Source organism: Sulfitobacter sp. M22 (assembly GCF_021736025.1).
In the GTDB taxonomy this organism is placed as follows: domain Bacteria; phylum Pseudomonadota; class Alphaproteobacteria; order Rhodobacterales; family Rhodobacteraceae; genus Sulfitobacter; species Sulfitobacter litoralis.
Genome location: NZ_WMEC01000001.1, coordinates 1,909,720 through 1,930,080, shown reverse-complemented (window position 1 = coordinate 1,930,080; position 20,361 = coordinate 1,909,720). Strand labels below are relative to the sequence as shown.

At 58.6% G+C, this 20,361-nt stretch carries 21 protein-coding genes; 8 read left to right on the top strand and 13 right to left on the bottom strand.

Going from position 1 to position 20,361, the window contains the following annotated elements; genetic code table 11:
* Positions 1-4: 4 nt before the first annotated feature.
* The 7 genes from GLP52_RS09490 to GLP52_RS09460 all read right to left on the bottom strand — a co-directional run bounded on the left by GLP52_RS09490 (position 5) and on the right by GLP52_RS09460 (position 6,773).
* Complete coding sequence (locus GLP52_RS09490; protein WP_093733371.1) at positions 5-1,450, bottom strand: CpaF family protein; 1,446 nt, start codon at positions 1,448-1,450, stop codon at positions 5-7.
* Positions 1,451-1,489: 39 nt separating this feature from the next.
* Positions 1,490-2,728: an AAA family ATPase gene (locus tag GLP52_RS09485; RefSeq protein ID WP_093733370.1), complete on the bottom strand. Its 1,239-nt coding sequence runs from the start codon at positions 2,726-2,728 to the stop codon at positions 1,490-1,492.
* A gap of 270 nt (positions 2,729-2,998) precedes the next feature.
* The gene (locus GLP52_RS09480; RefSeq protein ID WP_093733369.1) at positions 2,999-3,703 is read right to left on the bottom strand and encodes an OmpA family protein; all 705 of its coding nucleotides are present in this window, start codon (positions 3,701-3,703) and stop codon (positions 2,999-3,001) included.
* The gene (locus tag GLP52_RS09475; RefSeq protein WP_138924194.1) at positions 3,690-5,129 is read right to left on the bottom strand and encodes a type II and III secretion system protein family protein; all 1,440 of its coding nucleotides are present in this window, start codon (positions 5,127-5,129) and stop codon (positions 3,690-3,692) included. The genes GLP52_RS09480 and GLP52_RS09475 overlap by 14 nt, the downstream gene beginning before the upstream one ends.
* A 211-nt stretch (positions 5,130-5,340) precedes the next feature.
* Entirely contained in the window at positions 5,341-6,204 is an 864-nt protein-coding gene (gene cpaB / locus GLP52_RS09470) for a Flp pilus assembly protein CpaB (RefSeq protein ID WP_237272261.1), read from the bottom strand.
* 124 nt (positions 6,205-6,328) lie between these two features.
* Positions 6,329-6,502 carry a hypothetical protein gene (locus GLP52_RS09465; RefSeq protein WP_237272260.1) on the bottom strand — a complete coding sequence of 58 codons (174 nt, stop codon included), beginning with the start codon at positions 6,500-6,502 and terminating at the stop codon, positions 6,329-6,331.
* An 88-nt stretch (positions 6,503-6,590) separates the two neighbouring features.
* On the bottom strand, positions 6,591-6,773 hold the full coding sequence (locus tag GLP52_RS09460; protein WP_237272259.1) for a hypothetical protein: 183 nt from the start codon (positions 6,771-6,773) through the stop codon (positions 6,591-6,593).
* A gap of 276 nt (positions 6,774-7,049) precedes the next feature.
* Between GLP52_RS09460 and GLP52_RS09455 the strand changes: the two genes are divergently transcribed.
* Positions 7,050-7,202: a hypothetical protein gene (locus GLP52_RS09455; RefSeq protein WP_237272258.1), complete on the top strand. Its 153-nt coding sequence runs from the start codon at positions 7,050-7,052 to the stop codon at positions 7,200-7,202.
* Entirely contained in the window at positions 7,165-7,941 is a 777-nt protein-coding gene (locus GLP52_RS09450; protein WP_237273522.1) for a lytic transglycosylase domain-containing protein, read from the top strand. Before GLP52_RS09455 ends, GLP52_RS09450 begins: the two co-directional genes overlap by 38 nt.
* A gap of 78 nt (positions 7,942-8,019) precedes the next feature.
* On the opposite strand, the gene GLP52_RS09445 is transcribed toward GLP52_RS09450, so the two are convergent.
* The 6 genes from GLP52_RS09445 to tldD all read right to left on the bottom strand — a co-directional run bounded on the left by GLP52_RS09445 (position 8,020) and on the right by tldD (position 15,902).
* Complete coding sequence (locus GLP52_RS09445; RefSeq protein ID WP_237272256.1) at positions 8,020-8,646, bottom strand: 3-oxoacid CoA-transferase subunit B; 627 nt, start codon at positions 8,644-8,646, stop codon at positions 8,020-8,022.
* Complete coding sequence (locus tag GLP52_RS09440; protein WP_005851680.1) at positions 8,646-9,341, bottom strand: CoA transferase subunit A; 696 nt, start codon at positions 9,339-9,341, stop codon at positions 8,646-8,648. Before GLP52_RS09440 ends, GLP52_RS09445 begins: the two co-directional genes overlap by 1 nt.
* A 198-nt stretch (positions 9,342-9,539) precedes the next feature.
* Positions 9,540-10,112, bottom strand: coding sequence for a L,D-transpeptidase (locus tag GLP52_RS09435; protein WP_237272255.1), 573 nt, complete (start codon positions 10,110-10,112; stop codon positions 9,540-9,542).
* 102 nt (positions 10,113-10,214) lie between these two features.
* Positions 10,215-12,896 carry a type I DNA topoisomerase gene (gene topA, locus GLP52_RS09430; RefSeq protein WP_237272254.1) on the bottom strand — a complete coding sequence of 894 codons (2,682 nt, stop codon included), beginning with the start codon at positions 12,894-12,896 and terminating at the stop codon, positions 10,215-10,217.
* Between the two features lie 246 nt (positions 12,897-13,142).
* Positions 13,143-14,282 (bottom strand): DNA-processing protein DprA, encoded by a 1,140-nt coding sequence (dprA, locus tag GLP52_RS09425; RefSeq protein WP_237272253.1) that lies wholly within the window; start codon positions 14,280-14,282, stop codon positions 13,143-13,145.
* A gap of 195 nt (positions 14,283-14,477) precedes the next feature.
* Positions 14,478-15,902 carry a metalloprotease TldD gene (gene tldD / locus GLP52_RS09420; protein ID WP_093733361.1) on the bottom strand — a complete coding sequence of 475 codons (1,425 nt, stop codon included), beginning with the start codon at positions 15,900-15,902 and terminating at the stop codon, positions 14,478-14,480.
* A gap of 179 nt (positions 15,903-16,081) precedes the next feature.
* Here tldD and coxB point away from each other — a divergent pair, with 179 nt between their 5' ends.
* From coxB to GLP52_RS09390, 6 genes are all read left to right on the top strand, one after another.
* Positions 16,082-16,978 carry a cytochrome c oxidase subunit II gene (gene coxB, locus GLP52_RS09415; protein ID WP_093733360.1) on the top strand — a complete coding sequence of 299 codons (897 nt, stop codon included), beginning with the start codon at positions 16,082-16,084 and terminating at the stop codon, positions 16,976-16,978.
* Positions 16,979-17,043: 65 nt separating this feature from the next.
* On the top strand, positions 17,044-17,979 hold the full coding sequence (gene cyoE / locus GLP52_RS09410) for a heme o synthase (RefSeq protein WP_093733359.1): 936 nt from the start codon (positions 17,044-17,046) through the stop codon (positions 17,977-17,979).
* Positions 17,979-18,155, top strand: a complete 177-nt coding sequence (locus GLP52_RS09405; protein WP_093733358.1) for a cytochrome C oxidase assembly protein — start codon at positions 17,979-17,981, stop codon at positions 18,153-18,155. Before cyoE ends, GLP52_RS09405 begins: the two co-directional genes overlap by 1 nt.
* The gene (locus tag GLP52_RS09400; protein ID WP_093733357.1) at positions 18,155-18,730 is read left to right on the top strand and encodes a cytochrome c oxidase assembly protein; all 576 of its coding nucleotides are present in this window, start codon (positions 18,155-18,157) and stop codon (positions 18,728-18,730) included. The genes GLP52_RS09405 and GLP52_RS09400 overlap by 1 nt, the downstream gene beginning before the upstream one ends.
* Before the next feature lie 23 nt (positions 18,731-18,753).
* Complete coding sequence (locus GLP52_RS09395) at positions 18,754-19,557, top strand: cytochrome c oxidase subunit 3 (RefSeq protein ID WP_093733356.1); 804 nt, start codon at positions 18,754-18,756, stop codon at positions 19,555-19,557.
* A 120-nt stretch (positions 19,558-19,677) separates the two neighbouring features.
* On the top strand, positions 19,678-20,358 hold the full coding sequence (locus GLP52_RS09390) for an SURF1 family protein (protein WP_237272252.1): 681 nt from the start codon (positions 19,678-19,680) through the stop codon (positions 20,356-20,358).
* Positions 20,359-20,361: the final 3 nt, after the last annotated feature.

Here is a 20,361-nt window from a genome sequence, read left to right as displayed (position 1 = left end):
ATCCTTACTTGACCACAACGGGTTCGTAGATGGACGACGGCAGGTCATAGCCCCACATTTTGAAGCGTTCAGAGAAGTGGCTGCGCACGCCGGTGCCGGTGAAATGGCCGATGATCTTGTTCTCGGGTGTCAGGCCGACGCGTTGGTACCGAAAGATTTCCTGCATCGAGATGACATCACCTTCCATGCCCGTAATTTCGGTGATCGACGTCATACGACGCGAGCCGTCTTGCAAGCGCGACGCTTGAACAATCAGGTTTACAGCCGATGAAATCTGGCTGCGCACCGCTTTCAACGGCATTTCGATCCCGGCCATTGCAATCATGTTTTCCAGACGGCTCACACCGTCGCGGGCAGAGTTGGCGTGGATCGTGGTCATCGACCCGTCGTGGCCGGTGTTCATGGCCTGCAGCATGTCGATGACTTCCTCGCCACGTGTCTCGCCGACGATGATCCGGTCCGGGCGCATCCGCAGAGCGTTCTTGAGACAATCGCGCGGCGATACTTCGCCTTTGCCTTCGACATTGGGCGGGCGGCTTTCCATGCGGCCCACGTGGGTCTGTTGCAGTTGAAGTTCGGCGGTGTCTTCGATGGTCAGGATGCGTTCGTCGTTCGCAATGAAAGAGGACAGCGCGTTCAGCGTGGTCGTTTTGCCGGACCCTGTACCACCCGATACGATGATGTTCAGGCGGGTGGCCACGGCGGCTTGAAGATAGGCGGCCATCTCTTCCGAGAAGGCCCCAAAGCTCACCAGATCATCGATGCCCAGCTTATCTTTTTTGAACTTACGAATAGACACCAGGCTGCCGTCGACGGCAATCGGCGGCACCATAGCGTTGAAACGCGAGCCGTCTTTCAAGCGCGCATCGACGTAAGGATTGCTTTCGTCGACCCGACGGCCCACGGCCGATACGATTTTATCGATGATGCGCAGCAGGTGCTTTTCATCCTTAAAGGTCACGTCCGTCAGCTGCAGTTTGCCGTCGCGTTCAACGAAGATCTGTTGAGGCCCGTTCACCAGAATATCGTTGATGCTATCGTCTTTCAGCAGCGTTTCCAGTGGGCCAAGGCCAGTCACCTCGTCATAGAGTTCGGAGTTCAACTGAATCCGGTCTTCACGGTTCAGGACGATGGATTTCTCGGCTAGAATTTCAGCCGAGATTTCGTTGATCTCGCTGCGTAGATCCTGTTCAGACGCATGTTCAAGAGCCGCGAGGTTCAGGTTCTCAAGCAGAGCGCGGTGCAGTTCAAGCTTGATCTCGCTCATGCGTTGTTTGCGCTTTACGTCGCGGTCCTGTGGCGCGACCGCTGCGGCTTGTGCCACGCGGCGCATGCTGACGGGCTTGGGGGCGACTGCGGCCTCTGGCTGGTGCTGGGGCGCGGGGGCCTTCGACATGGGAACGGCTGTGGCTGCGGCAACGTCACCTGGCTTTTTATACTTCGAGAACATCTGATTACTCTTTCTAAATTATCTGGCGCTTGGGCCGGATCAGGCGGCTTTGGCTTCGTCAGCCTTGAGGTTGTGGATCGAACTAGCGAGCTTGGCGATCTCGCGACGCAGCGGGTTTTTCGCGGCGGTGTTGGCCAGCGGCAGACCGTGGTCGTTGGCTTGGGTTACCTGTTTGCCGCCATCGGGCAGTTGCACATCGATCGAAATCCCGAGGCTCTCTGCCATCCGTTTGACCCGCGCTTTGCCGTTCAGATCGGTGAACTTCGGCGCGCGGTTCATGACATAGCGCAGCTTTTCGATAGGAAGATCTTCGGATTGCAGGGCGCGTTTGAAACGCAGGGCATTTTGGGCGCAGCGCATATCCAGTTCGAGCATGGCAAAATAGACATGTGCGTTGGTCAGCACGGTTTCGGTCCATTGCACCAGTGTCGAAGGCATGTCGACGACCACATAATCGAACTGATTGCGCGCCATATCCAGGATCCGTGTCACATCTTCCGAGGTGATCAAATCAAGTGGCAGCATGTCGGCAGGGGCGGTCAGAACCTGGAGCTTCTCTTCGTAGGTCAGCAGAGCCTGGCCAAAGCTTTCCTCGTCCATCGCATCGGTCTCGATCAGCATATCATAGACCACTTCGCGACGGGGCAGGTCCAGATAGGTCGCCACGGCCCCGAACTGCAGGTCAAGATCAAGCAAGCACACTTTGGGCGGGTTCTTTTTGTCAGAGGTCGCCAGTTCCCATGCCAAATTCACCGCAAGGCTGGTGGCACCGGTGCCGCCGGCCAGTCCGTGCACCACGATCACAGCACCATCCTTCTGGGTGCCGGGTTTCAGCTTGGGGCCTGTCTCTGCGGGTGCCACTATTGGTTCGGGTGAGGCGCGCAGACGGATTATGGTCGAGGCCAGTTCACCTTCGGGCAGAGGGTAGGGGACAAATTCATTCGCGCCCTGACGCAACAACGAATGGAGCGAGGCGGGGGACATGTCTTCGGCGATCAAGATCACTTTGATATGACGTGCTTTTGCCTGCGCGATGATCTCGGTCATCATTGGCAGGTTGTCTTCATCTTCGGAATCGAGCGCCAGCGCGATAAGTTCAAGCGTCGCCGCCTCGGGTTGGCTGAAAAATGCAAGACTTTCAGAAAAGCCCAGGTCGCCCCAGGCTTCGCCCAAAGCCGATTCCATATCTTCGATCAGCAGGTCAAAGTTCTGCACATCCCGGCTGACGGTGCACGCAACGATCTGTGGCGCGTCAATCTGTGGTATATGGCTGCTCATACCTAAACTTCCCCTTCTTCTATGCGGGCGCTGGCTAGGGCTGATCGGGTGTTACCCTTTGTTGCCCTGCGGTCCCCTGCATCCAGACCACAATGGCCGGACGCAACTGTCCTATTGCAGTGAATATCCCTGCTAACTGGGGCAAGATTGGGGCCAAATAGTTTCTATTGTTTGGTCTTTTGAAACGATCCGCACCGTTTAGGCGGATTGAAACGAAAAGGGCCCGACCGTCAGCGACGATCAGGCCCACTCGAAAAGTTTAAAAAGCGGTTATTCTCCCACAGCACCGGTGGGTGCGGCACCGCCTGTCAGTAGGGTCGGCGGCACGGCGCTGGCGACATAGTCGCGATAGATAATCTGGGCATATTTCCCGTCCAGCACAGTCGGATGACGCCCGACAAAACCGCTAACTTCGGTCACAGTCCGGCGGTTTGCACGTGCGCGACCTTGGGTCACGATCAGGGGCTGTGTTTCGCCAAAGGAAACAACGGCTTCTAGGCGGCTGCGGCTGATACCTTGTGTGGACAAGAAGGCCACAACGGATTGCGCGCGGCGCAGGCCCAGTGTTTTGTTATAGCTGTTCGATCCGACGGCATCTGTATGGCCATAGACGCGAAAGCGGACTTCGGGGAACTGGCGGATCCATCCGGCCTGACGTCGCAGAACCGACTGCGCGACCCCGTCCAACTGTGAAGAGTTGAAAGCAAAGGTGACGGTCGATTCGACTTCGCCGGCAAAGCGGTTGGCCAGATCGAATGTATACTGGCGCTCACCGGTCATCACCAAGCGGTTGTTCAGGGTAGCGTTTCCAAAGGTGCCCAAATCGGTCAGCGACCCTGCTTCGCGGTGGAACTGGGTAAAGACCGGATCAGGGCTGCTGACACAGCCTGTAACAGTCATGGCCAAGGCGACGCACAACCCGGTGATTTTGCCTGTCGAAGCGATCGCTGAAGTCATCTGATCAATCCAATACATAGCCATACGACCCGCTAAAGTCCTGCTTGGCAACTTCGCCAGCGGCCCCTTTGGTGGGGGCTGTGCTGCCTTTGGACGTACGCCCAGACAGGAACAATTCGCTTTCAGTGGGCGGCTTGATCCGGTCGGTCGGCAGGGCCAAGGCCTCGCCACGGGTCGGGGTCACAAGGTGTGCGGTAATAATAATCACCAGCTCGGTTTGGCTGCGCTGGTAGTTTGCGCTGCGGAACAACGCGCCCAATACAGGCACGTCGCCGATCCAGGGCAATTGTGTGGAAGTGTCGGTGAAATCATCGGTCAGCAGACCAGCGATCGCAAAGCTTTCGCCGTCGCGCATTTCAACCGTGGTCGATGTCTCGCGGCGGGTAAATGCGGAAATATCAAATCCGTTGCCCAAGGACACGCTGTTGCTGGCATCAATCGCCGATACGGCCGCTTTGAGTTCGAGGTTGATCAGGTCTTTGTCCACGACGCGGGGAATAAAGCTCATCTCTACGCCGAAAGGTTTATACTGAACCGAAATCTGGTCGCCGGTTTGCGCCACGGGAACAGGATATTCGCCCCCCGCGAGGAAGGTCGCTTCTTGCCCCGACAGCGCCACGAGGTTCGGCTCAGCCAGAAACCGCACCGCGCCTTTTTGCTCCAGCGCCTCAAGCAGCAGACCGACCTGCGTCGATCCGGCGTTGAAGCCAAACAAAACGGCCCCTGCGTTGCCATTCGATGCCGGGGTCGACCCGCCAAGCGAATTGGCGATTGCGCCGGATGTGTTCGTCGAATTGGTGCCGCCATTCAATGCCAGATCGCTGCCCACAAGGCCGTTTAGCGCCAGTGATGCGCTTAGCGACTTAGAGACGGATCGGCTCATCTCGGCAAAACGGACTTTCAACATCACCTGCTGGATGCCACCGACGCTCATCAGGTTGGACACGCGTTCAGGGGCGTAGCGTTCGGCCAGATCAAGGGCCCGCTGCAAGCGTTGGGTCGAGGACACGATGCCCGACAGCACGATACCGTCGTTCGCCGTGCGGACTTCGATCTTTTCACCGGGCAGGATCTGGCGCAGGCGTTCCTTGAACTCGGAGACATCCGCTGCGACGCGCACATCAACGTTCGTGATCAGTTGCCCCGCGGCATCAAGCAGCGTCAGCGTTGTAAGTCCGGGGGATTTGCCCAGAACATAAATCGTGCGATCCGAGAGCGACGAAATATCTGCGATACCGGGGTTGGCAATGCTCAGCTCGGCAAAGGGAATGTCGCTTTCAACCACCACGGCGCGGTTCATCGGGACTTCCAACACGCGGTTGGTGCCTTTTTTGACCACGCGCAGCGTGTTTGCCTGAGCGTCAAGCGGGGCGGTCAATGCAATCGGCATCGCGCCAATCGTCAGTCCCAATAGGACTGCTTTGATAAATTTATCAATTTTCATGTGACCTGCCTTTGTGATCACGCCTCAAAATAGGGTCTTTGCGCCCGCCGTTTGCGACACTCTGCGGTTCTTTTCGCTTTTTTGCAAGAATCAATGACGTCAGGCCGCAGTTACCTGTGGATTCGTGGCAACATGCCCGCGCAATGCCAAACGCCGCACAGAGGGCTGCGCGGCGCGGACATAATTTTGGAAGGCCCTGTTCAAGAGCGCATCAGTTGGTGCAGGGGATCGGAATTTCGAGCACTTCGGCACCACGGCGTGTCCGGATCGTGCAGACTTTCTGCGTCGTTGTCTCGACCTTGACGGTTTCTTCGGCGAGACCCAGAAGGCTACGTTGGTCGACTTCGATCTCTGCGGCAACCGTGTCATCCTCTGCCCCGACAAGCGACAGGGACAGATTGCCGGTAGATTGTGCCTGTGCTAATGCTGCAACTTGGTAGGGCTGAACTGCAACAGTCACGGTGTTGGCGATCGCGGCTTCACTGCGTTCCCCGCCGGCGCTTTGGTCAATTGCGATAATCTTGACGCCTGCCTCGATCAGCTTGGTGACGTCACCCGTGTCGCCCCGGTCGTTACCGCCCCGGTTGATCCGGCCCGTCCAATACACATCGACGCGGTCACCAGGGCGCAGGAAGCCCGACACGCCACTGGACACATCAACGCGGATGGCAAACGCACGGCTGCCGCGTTCCAACTGGGAGGTGAGGCCAATGTCGGCACCGGGCTCGGTCACTTTCACGGCCATGATGGCTTCGTCTTTTTCCATGGCACGCAGCACGACCCGCATGTCATCGCTGTTTTCAGGGAATAACGCGGCTTCTTCGATAAAGGAGCCTTCGGGGATCGCGTTTTCAGGCCAGCTGACCTGCCGCACATCTTCGCGGGTCAGGCGCTGCCCGTATTTCAGCGGTCCGGTGGCGATATAGACGCCCACGGTTGGCACGATTTGCGCCAGGGCTTCTTGTGCCTGCTGGTGCGCCATTTGATATTCACCGATACGGCCCTTTGCCAGATACACAGCACCACCTGCCAAGGCGATACCGGCGAGCAAGACCAGTCCAAAAACCATCCGCATGTTACTTACCTCTCTTGAGTGGGTGCCGGTCCGGGACACGGCGTAAAACCTATGCTGATGGATAGGCGGTGATTGTGTTCAGACTATGAACAATCCGCGACCAAGCTGGGTCATTATAGGGGGATTAGATGTCGCCCGGCGTCTGGGTCATCAGCTTGTCGGCCAGTTCGATGGTGCCCGTGGTCATGGTGACGACCATCAATACGGCTAGCGATACGACGGCGGCACATAGAACGACCCAGTCAACCGTGACCGCGCCACTTGGGCTTTTCCAGAATGTGATGAACTTCGAAAGCATTGTGTTGCCTTGCTTGATGAAGGTCTAAAAAGACTGGCCGCATCCTGTCGAGCAGAATGCGGCCAGGTCTACCGTCATTGTCGACAGCTTATTGGCTAGGGTTCTGTGTTGCCATGAAGGACTGAGTATTCGCTGTCAGGCTTGTCGCGCCACTTTCGATCGAGGAGTAGGCTGCGACGGCCAGGCCGACAACGGCGGCGGTCAGAACAACCCAGTCAACAGTCACGGCACCGGATTCGTCATTTTTGAAGTTCTTGATAAAGTTCATCATGGTATGTCCCTCCAAGGATCATAAAGTTTTCAATCTCAACCGTGTCGTCCGTTTCGATGCTTCTCTCTCAATTCCGCATCTGGCTGACTTGGTATGAGCCTATATAGCCCTGCGATTGGGGCACGAATTTGGCGGCAAATGTGACTTTTAGCCTATTGCCGTCACTTTCCTGAAAAATTCACTTAGGCGACTGATCTGAAAGGGTTCTTCCCGTGTGCTTTTTCTTCACCGAGTCTCAAAGCGGGGCAGGATTGCATCAATTAAGGCGAAATCGCCATGTTCCTCGCCATGTTTGGTTGGTCTGACAGCAGATTCCGTGCGAGGTTGCTGAAAAAGAGCAATCAAAAAACCAGTGCAGGCAGTGATGTTTCGACGATTGACCGTATCTTTGATGGTGGGGATGCTGGCGGCCTCGGCTGCCTGGGCTGACGTGCCCAAACCGTTTCCCAAATTCGAGGCCAAGCGGGTGAAGCCGCCCAAGGCGGGCAGCACCAATCGCATCAACGTCTTTATCGAACCCAAGGCCGCTGATGTGCCCGAGGTCGTGGCAACCGCGTCCGGGGCGATCGTGCCAGCCTCACCGGGGCAATATGACTGGTTCTGGGATCGGGTGTCTCCGGCGGTCGAGAAATCCGGCCCGGGTCGGCTGGAGACCGCGATGGTGACGCTTGCCACGGCCAGCAGCAAAATCCCCGCGCCGCGCATGCAACAGATGCAAGAGATCGCGAAAGCAAACGGTATCGACATTCTTCGCTCTACCATCGGCACGCAGGTCTCGCCCGCTTTGGTGCTGGCGGTGATCACTGTGGAATCCGCCGGGCGTGCTGATGCCATAAGTGGGGCAGGGGCGCAGGGGTTGATGCAGTTGATGCCGGATACGGCGACGCGCTTTGGCGTGATTGACAGCATGGCCCCGACGCAGAACATCGCGGGCGGGGTGAAATACCTTGATTGGCTAATGGGTGAATTTGACCGAGACCCGATACTGGTGCTGGCCGGGTATAACGCGGGCGAAGGATCGGTGCGCAAACACGCCGGCGTCCCCCCCTTTGCAGAAACACGCGATTATGTGCCCAAGGTGCTGGCTGCTTTTCAGGTCGCCAAGGGGCTTTGCCAGACCCCGCCCGAGCTGATCTCGGACGGATGCGTCTTTGCGGCGATGAACTGACCCCAGTTCGGGGCCGGATGTAAAAAAGGGGCGCGGCCATCGCTGGCGGCGCCCCTTGTCGTTCATCGTGTCAGTGCATTAGACGATTGTCGCCTCGGTCGCAGCGCGCAGTTCGTCTTCGGTCACGCCTTCGGCGCATTCCACGATCTTCAGCCCGCCTTCGACGACATCCAGCACACCAAGGTTGGTGATAATGCGGTCGACGACAGCTTTGCCGGTCAACGGCAGCGTGCATTCTTTCAACACTTTGCTGTCGCCATGCTTGCTGGCGTGGTCCATGACCACCACAACGCGGCCAACACCCGCGACCAGATCCATCGCGCCACCCATGCCTTTGACCAGCTTGCCGGGGATCATCCAGTTGGCAAGGTCGCCGTTCTCGGCCACTTCCATCGCGCCCAGAATGGCCATGGCAATCTTGCCGCCGCGGATCATCCCGAAAGAGGTCGAGCTGTCAAAGTACGAAGTGCGATCCAGCTCGGTGATGGTCTGCTTGCCGGCGTTGATCAGATCTGCGTCCTCTTCGCCGTCGATCGGAAACGCACCCATGCCAAGCATGCCGTTTTCCGATTGCAGCGTCACGTCCATGCCTTCGGGGATGTAGTTGGACACCAGCGTCGGAATCCCGATGCCGAGGTTCACATACCAACCGTCTTGCAGTTCTTGCGCGGCACGTGCCGCCATTTGATTGCGATCCCAAGCCATTATGCAGTCCTCACTGTGCGCTGTTCGATGCGTTTTTCGTGATCACCCTGAATGATGCGGTGCACATAGATGCCGGGCAAGTGGATCGCGTCGCCGCCAAGGCTGCCGCGTGGCACGATCTCTTCGACTTCCGCGATGCAGATCTTGCCGCACATGGCCGCAGGCGGGTTGAAGTTGCGCGCCGTCTTGCGAAACACGAGGTTGCCGGTGTCATCCGCTTTCCACGCTTTGACGATCGCCAGATCCGCAACGATACCGCGTTCAAGGATATAGGTCTCGCCGTCGAAATCCTTGTGCTCTTTGCCTTCGGCAATCACTGTGCCGACGCCGGTCTTGGTATAAAAGCCGGGGATGCCCGCACCACCGGCGCGCATGCGTTCGGCCAATGTACCTTGGGGATTGAATTCCAGCTCAAGCTCGCCGCCCAGATACTGGCGCATGAATTCTTTGTTCTCGCCGACATAAGAGCTGATCATTTTCTTGACCTGCTTAGTCTGCAAAAGGATGCCGATTCCGAAGTCGTCGACGCCGGCGTTGTTCGAGGCAAAGGTCAAATCCTTGGTGCCCGCGTCGCGGATCGCATTCAGCAGCAATTCAGGAATACCACACAGGCCAAAGCCCCCCGCTGCGATCAGCATGCCGTCGTGCAACACGCCCTCCAGCGCCTCGGCAGCGCTTCCATAGATTTTTTTCATTCCGGCTCCTTTCACGAGAGGCTCACGGCCCTGTCGTTTATATTTATACGACTTCTATGACGTGGCGTAACGAACGTGTCAAACCGGCGCACCGGTTGTCAGCGCTACCAGCGGAGCCTGCTGGTATTTTGCTAAATCTCGGTGGCCCGCCCCAGCGTAGGGCAGGCACCTCTATTCAAAGGGGGGGGAGTGACCGTGTCAGACGATACGGACCTGCGTCCCGATGGGGGCAATCTGGTACAGGGCCTCGATCATGTGGTTGTAAAGACCGATGCACCCGTCAGAGCTTTGCCGCCCGATCTTGCGCGTATCATGTGTACCGTGGATCAAATAGGCAGGCCAGCTGAGGTACATCGCGTGGGTCCCAAGCGGATTGTCCGGCCCCGGAGGCATGTATTTCAGGTCCGGATCGCGTTCGATCATGCTGGGGGTCGGCGTCCAGTCCGGGCCAACACGTTTGCGCACGATACTAGTGTAGCCACGTTTGGTCAGGTCATCGCTGCGCGGGACTGACGTCGGGTATATTTTGTAGGTGTCACCATCGCCGCCCCAATAATGCAGTGCGCGTGACGAGGTATCGGCGACAATGGCGGCCTTGCCCAGGGTGTCAAAGTGGTCCTGCCAGTTCTGGCTGGAGAACCCGTTTGTGTTGTGGCGTACCACGTCGATGACTTCAGGTGTCGGCGTCTGCGCGCGCAACACGGCGGGCGTAAAGAGCGCCGCACCTGCCGTCAGGATCAACCCGCGTCGTGAAAATGTCTGCTCTGCCATCTTGATCTCCTTCTACCGTGGCGATTGCCAATGGTAAAAGCATCGCGGGCAGGGTGTGGCAACTCACATATTCATCAAATGACATATATGTGAGTTGCACTCTTACGCGTCTGGAGTCGAGGCCGCTTTGGCCGCAGTTTTAGAGGCGGTCGCCTTTTTGGCCGGAGCCTTCTTTGCCGCTGCTTTCTTAGGTGCCGCCTTCTTCGCAGCCGGTTTCTTTGCGGCAGTTTTCTTCGCCGCCGGTTTTTTTGTCGCGGCTTTACGCTTGGCAGGGGATTTCGCCAGCTTTTCCTCGATCAACTCAACGGCCCGTTCCATGGTCAGATCAGCAGGCTCTACCTCTTTGGGGATGGTGGCGTTGACCTTCTCCCATTTTACGTACGGCCCGTACTTGCCTTCCATGATGTTCACCTCGCCGCCCAAATCAGGGTGTTCCCCCATCTCGCGGATCGGCAAAGCAGCTTTACCACGGCCACCACGGCTGGCGACTTTTTCAGCCAGCAACTGTACAGCACGGTTCATGCCGACGGTGAACACCTCGTCCAGACCTTCAAGGTTGGCGTTGGTCCCGCCACGGTTCGACGTACTGTCGGCGTGTTTGATATAGGGGCCGTAGCGTCCGATGTTCGCCCAGACCATGATGCCATCCTCGGGGTGCGGCCCGATTTCACGCGGCAGCGATAGCAGCATGACAGCGCGTTCCAGTTCCAGCTCTTCGGCGGGCCAGTCCTTGGGCACCGATTGGCGCGGCGGCTTCTTGTTTTCTTCCGTGACGGGGCCGCGCTGCACATAAGGGCCAAAGCGCCCTTTGAACACACGAATCTCGTCTCCCATATCCTCGCCTAACAGCTTGCCATCCGGCGGGATCGCCGAGGCTTCTGCTTCGGGGTCGGGCGGGCCGAAGGGGCGGGTATAGCGGCATTCAGGGTAGTTCGAGCACCCGATAAACGCGCCGCCGGACCGTGCCGTGCGCATCGACAGGCGCCCGATTTCGCAGTTGGGACACAAACGCGGGTCACTACCGTCTTCGTTTTGCGGGAAAAGATGCGGCTCGAGGACCTCGTTGATCTTTTCCAGCACCTCGGTGATACGCAGATCCGCCGTTTCGGCAATCGCAGCCGAGAAATCCTGCCAAAAGCGGCTCAGCACATCTTTATAGTCGGCGTCTGCAGCGCTCACCTTATCCAGTTGGTCTTCCAGATCGGCGGTAAAATCATAGCCCACGTATTTGCGGAAATAATTTTCGAGGAATGCGGTGACCAAACGGCCCTTGTCCTCGGGGAACAGGCGGTTGCCTTCCTTGCGGACGTATTCGCGGTCTTGAATGGTGGTGACAACGCTGGCGTAGGTCGACGGGCGCCCGATACCAAGCTCTTCCATCCGTTTGACCAATGTCGCTTCGGTATAGCGGGGGGGAGGCTGGGTAAAGTGCTGCTCTGGCGTGACAGCGCGTTTGTCCATTTTGTCGCCTTGAGTGATCTGCGGCAGACGCTTGTCGTCTTCGTCCACAACGTCATCGCGACCTTCTTCATAGACGCGCAAGAAACCGTCGAATTTCACAACCTGACCGGTGGCGCGTAGGCCGACCTGTTCGTCCTTGCTACCGATTTCGACCGTGGTGCGTTCCAGACGGGCACTTTCCATCTGGCAGGCGAGTGTGCGCTTCCAGATCAGGTCATAAAGCTTGCGTTGATCCGATTCCGTCAGTTTCAACGCCGCGGCATCTTTGGTCATGTCGGTCGGGCGCACACATTCGTGCGCCTCTTGGGCGTTCTTTGCCTTGTTCTTGTAGATACGTGGCTCCGATGGAACGTACTCCGCGCCAAACCGGTCCGCGATTGCATCCCGCGCCATCGTGATCGCCTCGGGGGCCATGTCGATGCCGTCGGTCCGCATATAAGTAATGTGACCGGCTTCATACAGGCGCTGCGCCGTGCTCATGGTTTGGCGGGCACCCATGCCGAACTTGCGGCTGGCTTCTTGTTGCAAGGTCGAGGTCATGAACGGGGCCGAGGGGTTGCGGCTGGCGGGTTTCGCTTCGACGCTGGTGACGGTCAGATCGCGGCTGGTTATGGCTTGCACAGCCATTTCGGCCTGCGTTTCGTTGGCCAGATCAAATCGGTCCAGCTTCTTGCCGGCCATTGTCACAAGCCGCGCCTCGAATTCCTGTCCGCGTGGCGTGGCGACCAGCGCTTTCACGCTCCAGTATTCGCGGTTGCGAAAGGCTTCGATTTCCATCTCGCGCTCGACAATCAGCCGCAGCGTGACCGATTGCACGCGCCCCGCCGACTTTGCGCCGGGCAGTTTGCGCCAAAGAACAGGCGACAGGTTGAACCCCACCAGATAATCCAGCGCACGTCGTGCCAGATAGGCCTCGACCAGCGGCATATCCACCTGACGCGGATTCGCCATCGCTTCTGTCACGGCCTTTTTAGTGATCTGGTTAAACACCACGCGGCTGACCGGCGTGTCCTTCTTGATCGATTTGCGTTTGGTCAGCGCCTCTTGCAGGTGCCAGCTGATCGCTTCGCCTTCGCGGTCGGGGTCAGTCGCGAGGATCAATGCATTGTCGTCTTTCAGCGCATCAGCGATGGCTTTGACGTGTTTTTTGCTCGCTGCGGCGACTTCCCAAGTCATGTCAAACCCGTTGTCGGGATCGACCGATCCGTCCTTTGGGGGCAGGTCGCGGACGTGGCCGTAGGACGCAAGCACGGTGTAATCACTGCCGAGATACGAGTTGATCGTTTTGGCTTTGGCAGGTGATTCGACGACGACAACTGGCATAAAATTCGGCACCTTGGATCAAATTAATTCGCGTGGCTTATGCTGTGACATGTGGCGTGAAGCGAAGTTTGTCAATCCGCAGAACAGCGCGACCCCTTTGAAATACGGGGTTTGAAGCAGCTCATGGCACCGATTTGACGACCTGAACGCGCCTCTTCGCCACCTTCCAAATGGTCTAAAATTCCGGGGGAGCTTTGGATGAGATCCAAAGCGGGGGCTGGCCCCCAAGCGGCGGCTGCGCGGTGTTCAGCCCGCTCGGGACACGAGCCCGCCCGCATGGCGCAAAATGCGGCCGTTCAGCTCAAGTTCTACCATAACAGGGGTGGCAATAGCCGGTGCCACGGCCAAATCGCGCAACAGTTGATCTTCGGCGACGGGGCTGGGGCCGAGGCGGGACAAGATCTCGATGTGCAGGGATTCAGTGTCACGGTCGGATGACGGTGGTGGGCTGTGGAGGGGTGGCGCAACGGGCTGCTCTTGCCGAGTCGGGCCCAAAAGCGCGATCACATCTGCGGCATTGCGCACCAGCGTGGCCCCGTCACGGATCAACATGTTGCAGCCCGCGGCACGTGCATCAAACGGGTGGCCGGGCACCGCCAGCACATCGCGCCCCTGGTCCAGCGCATCGCGGGCGGTGATCAGGCTGCCTGACTTCGCCGCCGCCTCGACCACGACGGTTGCGCGGGCCAGCCCTGCGATGATCCTGTTGCGGCTGGGAAAATGCCGCGCCATCGGTTGCAAGCCCATGGGCTGTTCCGAAAGGCGCAGGCCTTGGGTGGCAATATCGTGGGCAAGATCGGTATTCTCGACCGGATAGAGCACGTCGACGCCACCCGCCTGAACGGCGATGGTGCCTGTCTCCAGCGCGGCCTGATGCGCCGCGGCGTCGATGCCCCGCGCCAGCCCTGAAACGACAGCAAACCCCGCCTCTCCCAAGCCGCGCGCCAAGGCGCGTGTCATGCGCGTCCCGAGGGAGGAGGCATTCCGCGCGCCCACAATCGACACCAAGGGGCGGTGCAGCAGGTCGATATCTCCGATGGCCCATAGAAAGGGGGGGGCGTCGTCGAGTTCTGCTAAATGAGGGGGGTAGGCTACGCTGTCGTGGGTGACCAGCCGCGCGCCAGCGCCTTTGGCCGCGCGCAACTCTGCCTGCACGATGTTCTCGGGGCAGATGCGATAGTCTTTCACGCCTGCGGCGCGTGCAACCTCGGGCAGAGCCTCCAGCGCGGCGCGGGCTGTGCCGTATTCACGCAGCATCCGGTAATATGTCACGACGCCGACGCGGCGCGAGCGCAACAGACGAAGCTGGGCAAAGCTGTCGTCTTCCAAGGTGGCTGGGACCATGGGGGGCGTGGAAGAGGAAGGAGCGTTGTTCCTGTCAGTCATCCCGTATCTCCGTCCGTTGCTCCACCAGCTTTAGGGAAAGCAGCTTAACAGAGTATGAACGGCGTCGAACTAATTTGACTTGAATAGAGTTTGTGGACCTTCACGCCCCTGATCTCACGCCGCTGATTTCACGGCCATGTTGGATCAACCGGATGGAGCGCGTCACCCCCGCCCATCCGGTTGCCCCTTAGCCCATTATGCGGCGGCGGCACCGCCGACGGTCAACCCGCCGATCATTAATGTCGGCTGTCCAACACCAACGGGCACCCATTGGCCCGCTTTGCCGCAATTGCCCATGCCGGGATCCAGCGCGGGATCATTGCCGATGGCGCGGATCTGTTGCAGCGCGGTGGCCCCGTCGCCGATCAGAGTGGCCCCTTTGACCGGATCGCCCACCACCCCGTTGCGCACACGGTAGGCTTCGGTGCAGGAGAACACGAACTTGCCATTGGTGATATCCACCTGCCCGCCGCCGAAGCCGACCGCATAGATGCCGTCCTTCAGATCGGCGACGATATCACCGGGGGCTACGTCGCCACCCAGCATATAGGTATTGGTCATGCGCGGCATCGGAGCGTGTGCATAGGATTCGCGACGGCCATTGCCGGTCGGGGCAACGCCCATCAGGCGCGCGTTCTGCCGGTCCTGCATATAGCCGACCAGCACGCCGTCCTCGATCAGCACATTCTTGGCCGAGGGCGTGCCTTCGTCATCAATAGAGATAGACCCGCGCCGATCAGGCAGCGTGCCGTCATCCAGCACCGTCACACCTTTGGCCGCGATGCGCTGCCCCATGAGGCCTGCAAACGCGCTTGATCCCTTGCGGTTAAAGTCGCCTTCCAGCCCGTGACCAATGGCCTCGTGCAGCAAGATACCGGGCCAGCCGGGGCCAAGCACCACATCCATCATCCCCGCAGGAGCAGGCACGGCGCGCAGGTTCACGCAGGCGATGCGCAAAGCCTCGCGGATTTTGGCTTGCCAGTCGACGGGGTCCAGCAGCCCGTCCAGCCCAACACGGCCACCGCCGCCCGCGGTTCCGCTTTCGCGGCGTCCGTCTTGTTCTACGATCACCGACACGTTGACCCGCGTCATGGGGCGCACATCGCGGACGGATGTTCCTTCGGGGCGCAGTATCTCGACTTCTTGAATGGAGGCAGAGATCGAGGCAGAGACCTGCACGACACGGGAATCCAGACTGCGGGCGAAATCATCGATCTCGCGCAGGGTGTCGACCTTGACGGGGAAGGCCGCGCCAGCGATCGGATCTTCGTCGGTATAAAGCTTTTGATTGGTCGCAGCAGGCGCATCCGCCCAAGTGCCACCGCCCGCACCCACGGCCAGCCGCGCCGTCTCGCTTGCGCGGCGCAAAGCGGCCTCTGTGATCTCGGTCGAGTGGGCGTACCCAGACACATCACCGCGCACGGCGCGCAGCCCGAACCCTTCGGAAGCGTCGTAGCTCGCTGTTTTCAGGCGTCCGTCGTCAAACACCAACCCTTCGGAGCGGCGGCGCTCGAAAAACAGTTCCCCGTCATCGGCACCTGCAACAGCGTCACGCAGGATGGACAGTGCGGCGTCACGGTCAAGCTGCGCCTCAAAGGGGTTGAAAGGCGGCTGGCTCATAAAAATGTTCCTTGAATCGTGTCATAAAAATCGCTTCGCGTCCGTTTGACGCAAGCAGAAGTCTTTATCTTGAAGTTAGAATATGATTGTAAGCGTAAAGATTACAACGGGACAGCTGACTCCATTTGCGGGGTGGTGCTGGGATTCGCTTATCAATGGTCACAAGATCAGGACGACATATGAAACATCTTCTCTCTTTTTCGGGTCTCATGGCCGCTTTTTCCGCCGTGCCAGCAATGGCGCAGGAAAACCTTCGCATCGACGGGCTGGAAATCATTGGTGAGCCGATTGACGGCAAGATGGGCTTTCAGCCAGCCGTCACCCGCGTGGCGCAAGACATCCACGATCTGGACTATCTTATCCTGATCATCATCACCTTGATCACCATCTTCGTCACCGGTTTGATCCTTTGGGTGGCGTTCCGCTACAATAAGAAGCGCAACCCTGTTGCCGCTTCCTTTACGCACCACACGCCGGTCGAGATCCTTTGGACCGTTGCACCTATCCTGATTCTGGTACTGATCGGGGCCTATTCGCTGCCAATCCTGTTCCGCCAACAGGAAATTCCCCAAGCTGATCTGACGATCAAGGCGACGGGCAACCAGTGGTACTGGTCCTATGATTATGTCGACGAAGGCTTTGGCTTTGACAGCTACATGATCGGTGCGCCTGCTGTTGGTGGTGAAAACCGCAAAACACCCGAGGTCATCGCCCAGCTCGAAGCCGCCGGCTATACCGAGCGGCAGTTCCTGCTGGCGACCGATACCGCTGTCGTGATCCCCGTGGGCAAAACGATCGTGGTTCAGGTCACCGGCTCCGACGTGATCCATTCGTGGGCAATGCCTGCCTTCGGCGTAAAGCAAGACGCTGTACCTGGCCGTCTGGCGGAAACATGGTTCACCGCCGAGAAAGAAGGCGTGTACTTTGGCCAGTGCTCCGAATTGTGCGGCAACGCCCACGCCTATATGCCGATCACTGTGAAAGTCGTCTCGGAAGAGGTTTACGCACAGTGGCTGGGTAACGCGAAAGAAGAGTATGCGGGCATTCCGCAAGCTCTGACCGTTGCGTCCAAGTAAGGCACAATTGCTGATGCGGGGTGCGCGACGTGCGCGCCCCGGGTTCCTTTTGTATGAGAGATCGCATGACTGATACCAGCACGACACCTGCGGGCGAGTACGAAGCGCAGTTCGGGGATTACTTTGCCCTGATGAAGCCGCGCGTCATGCAGTTGGTGGTTTTCACCGCGCTTGTCGGCATGTTGGCCGCGCCGAATTCTGTTCATCCGGTTGTTGGCTTTGCGTCTATCCTGTTCGTCGCTATCGGGGCAGGGGCCTCTGGTGCGCTGAACATGTGGTGGGACGCTGACATCGACGCGATCATGCGCCGGACCCAAGGCCGCCCGATCCCGTCGGGCCGCGTCCAGCCGGGCGAAGCGTTGGCGATTGGCGTCGCGCTGTCGGGGATGTCGGTTGTGATGCTCGGGCTGGCCGCAAACCTGCTGGCCGCAGGCATGCTGCTGTTCACGATCCTCTTCTACGCTGTTTTCTATTCCATGTGGCTCAAGCGCGCGACACCGCAGAACATCGTTATCGGCGGCGCTGCAGGTGCGTTCCCGCCTGTGATCGGCTGGATCATCGCCACCGGTAGCTTCTCTGTCGAAGCATGGCTGATGTTCGCGCTGATCTTCATGTGGACGCCGCCGCACTTCTGGGCTTTGGCGCTGTTCATGCGCAATGACTATGACGATGCAAAAGTGCCGATGCTGACCGTGACGCACGGGCGTCGCTCTACCCGTCGTCACATTCTGGCGTACACTGTTTTGTTGGTCATTCTGGCTGTCGGCACCGGCTTCACCTCGATCGGTGGGCCGATCTATCTGGTCACCGCCGGCGTTTTGAACCTGCTGTTCCTGATTGGCGCGTTCCGTATCTGGAAGCGTGACGAAGATGACAGCGAAGCTGATGATTTCCGCGTAGAGCGCAAGTTCTTCCGTCTGTCCCTGTGGTATCTTTTCCTGCACTTCGGGGCCATTCTCGCAGAGGCGACCCTGCGCGGCTATGGCATGGGAGGCTGGTAATGGGCATTCGCGCAGAACACGAAATTCACACCCGTCGTCGCGGGCGCAATCTGGGCGTTGGTCTGCTTTTGGCTGGCTTTGTTGTACTGGTCATGGCGCTGACTTTCGTTAAAATCACCAACATCGATTTCAACGATCTGCCGGGTGGGGACATCCAAACGCAGGAGAGCAACTGATGGCTTTGTCCGGACCCGCCAAGACTGTCATGCAGACCGTCACTGTTGTGGTTCTGATGGGCGGCCTCGCGTGGGCGTCTGTTCCGTTTTACGACTGGTTCTGCCGCGTCACCGGCTTTGGCGGGACGCCGGGGCAGGTTGCAAGCGCAGAAGGTGGCGTTCTTGACCAGACGATCACCGTACGCTTTGACGGTAGCCTGAACGACAATATGCCGTGGGAATTCAAACCTGTTGCAACCGAGATGACGCTGCGCATCGGCGAGACAGGGCTAGCCTTCTACGAGGCTTATAACCCCACCGATCACCCAGTTGCGGGGCAGGCGTCTTATAATGTTACGCCCTATGCCGCCGGGGCGTTTTTTGAAAAGATCGAATGCTTCTGCTTTACTGAACAGGTGCTCGCCCCCGGTGAGCGTGTTCAAATGCCCGTCAGCTTCTTTGTTGACCCCGAAATCGTCGAAGACCGTGATGGCAAGTATGTACATACGATCACACTGTCTTATACGTTCTATGAAATTGACCTGCCCGAGGACTATGAAGCCCCCGATCAGGACAGCGCGATAAACCTGAATTAAGAAAAAGGTGAGGGACTGAACCAATGGCCCATGAAAAGAACCATGATTACCACATTCTGCCGCCGTCCACATGGCCACTGCTCAGCTCCATTGCCGGCTGCGTCATGCTGGTTGGTGGTGTTTTCTGGATGCACGATGTAACCCCCTTCGTCTTCTTGGGTGGTCTGGTTGCCGTGCTGTATTGCATGTTCGGATGGTGGTCCGAGGTTGTTGCTGAAAGCCACGTCGGTGATCACACCAACGTTGTGCGCATCGGTCTGCGCTATGGTTTCATCCTGTTTATCATGTCCGAAGTAATGTTCTTTGTCGCGTGGTTCTGGACCTTCTTCAAAGAAGCCCTCTACCCGATGGATGAATTCCCAGGCTCCACCTATGTGCAGCCGGATATCATTCCCGTTGACGCCTTCCACTTGCCGCTGATCAACACGCTGATCCTGCTGCTGTCGGGCTGTGCCGTGACTTGGGCGCACCACGCGCTGGTCCACGAGAACAACCGCAAAGACCTGATCGCCGGCCTGTCCATCGCGATCGTTTTGGGCATGCTGTTCACCGCGTTCCAAGCCTATGAGTATTACGAACTGCTGGTCCACGACGATTGGACTTTCGGGGGCGACCTGTTCTTCTCCAGCTTCTTTATGGCGACGGGCTTCCACGGTTTCCACGTTGCAATCGGTACGATCTTCTTGGCGGTTTGTCTGGTCCGCGCGATCAAAGGGCACTTTACCCAAGAGCAGCACGTCGGCTTTGAGGCCGCAGCCTGGTACTGGCACTTTGTGGATGTGGTCTGGCTGTTCCTTTTCTTCGCCGTCTACATGTGGGGCATCTAAGCCCGCAGTCGGCTTGCAAATCGGGCCGCAATCACTAAAAGCAACAGGCGCGCGAGGGGGACCTTGCGCGCCTTTGCATTGCCGCCACCTGTCCACGGGTGCCAACCTCAAGAGAGCTTTATGCGTCGCACGCTATTCCTGCTGATTGTCGGCCTTGGCGGGGCTGCTATCCTGATATGGCTGGGCGTTTGGCAGATTCAGCGGCTAGCCTGGAAAGAAGCGATAATCGCCGACATCAACACCCGCATTGCTGCCGCACCGGTCGACTTGCCTGCGTCGGTGAACCGCGACCTTGACGCCTATCTGCCCGTTACCGTGTCGGGCACGTTCGAACAGGGCGAGGTGCATGTGCTCGTGTCCCAAAAGGACGTCGGTGCAGGCTACCGGATCATCACACCCTTCGTGCTTGAGGATGGTCGCCGGATCATGGTGGATCGCGGTTTCGCGGTGGCCAGCGCCAAGGACGCCGCCCGCTCCGATGGCCCCGCAACCGTCACGGGCAATCTGCAATGGCCGCAGGAAACCGATAGCTTCACCCCCGAGGCCGACCTGAAGGGGAACATCTGGTTTGCCCGCGATGTGCCAGCCATGGCCCGAACACTTGGGACGCAGCCTGTGCTGCTGGTCACACGCAGCAGCACCCCGCCGGCAGCGGGGATCAGCCCGTTGCCCGTCGATACCGCCCGAATTCCCAACGATCACTTGCAATATGCGATCACTTGGTTCTCTCTTGCCGCGATCTGGCTTGGGATGAGCCTTTTCTTCCTGCGCCGCCGCCGCGCACCCAAAACCGAAAGCTGACCA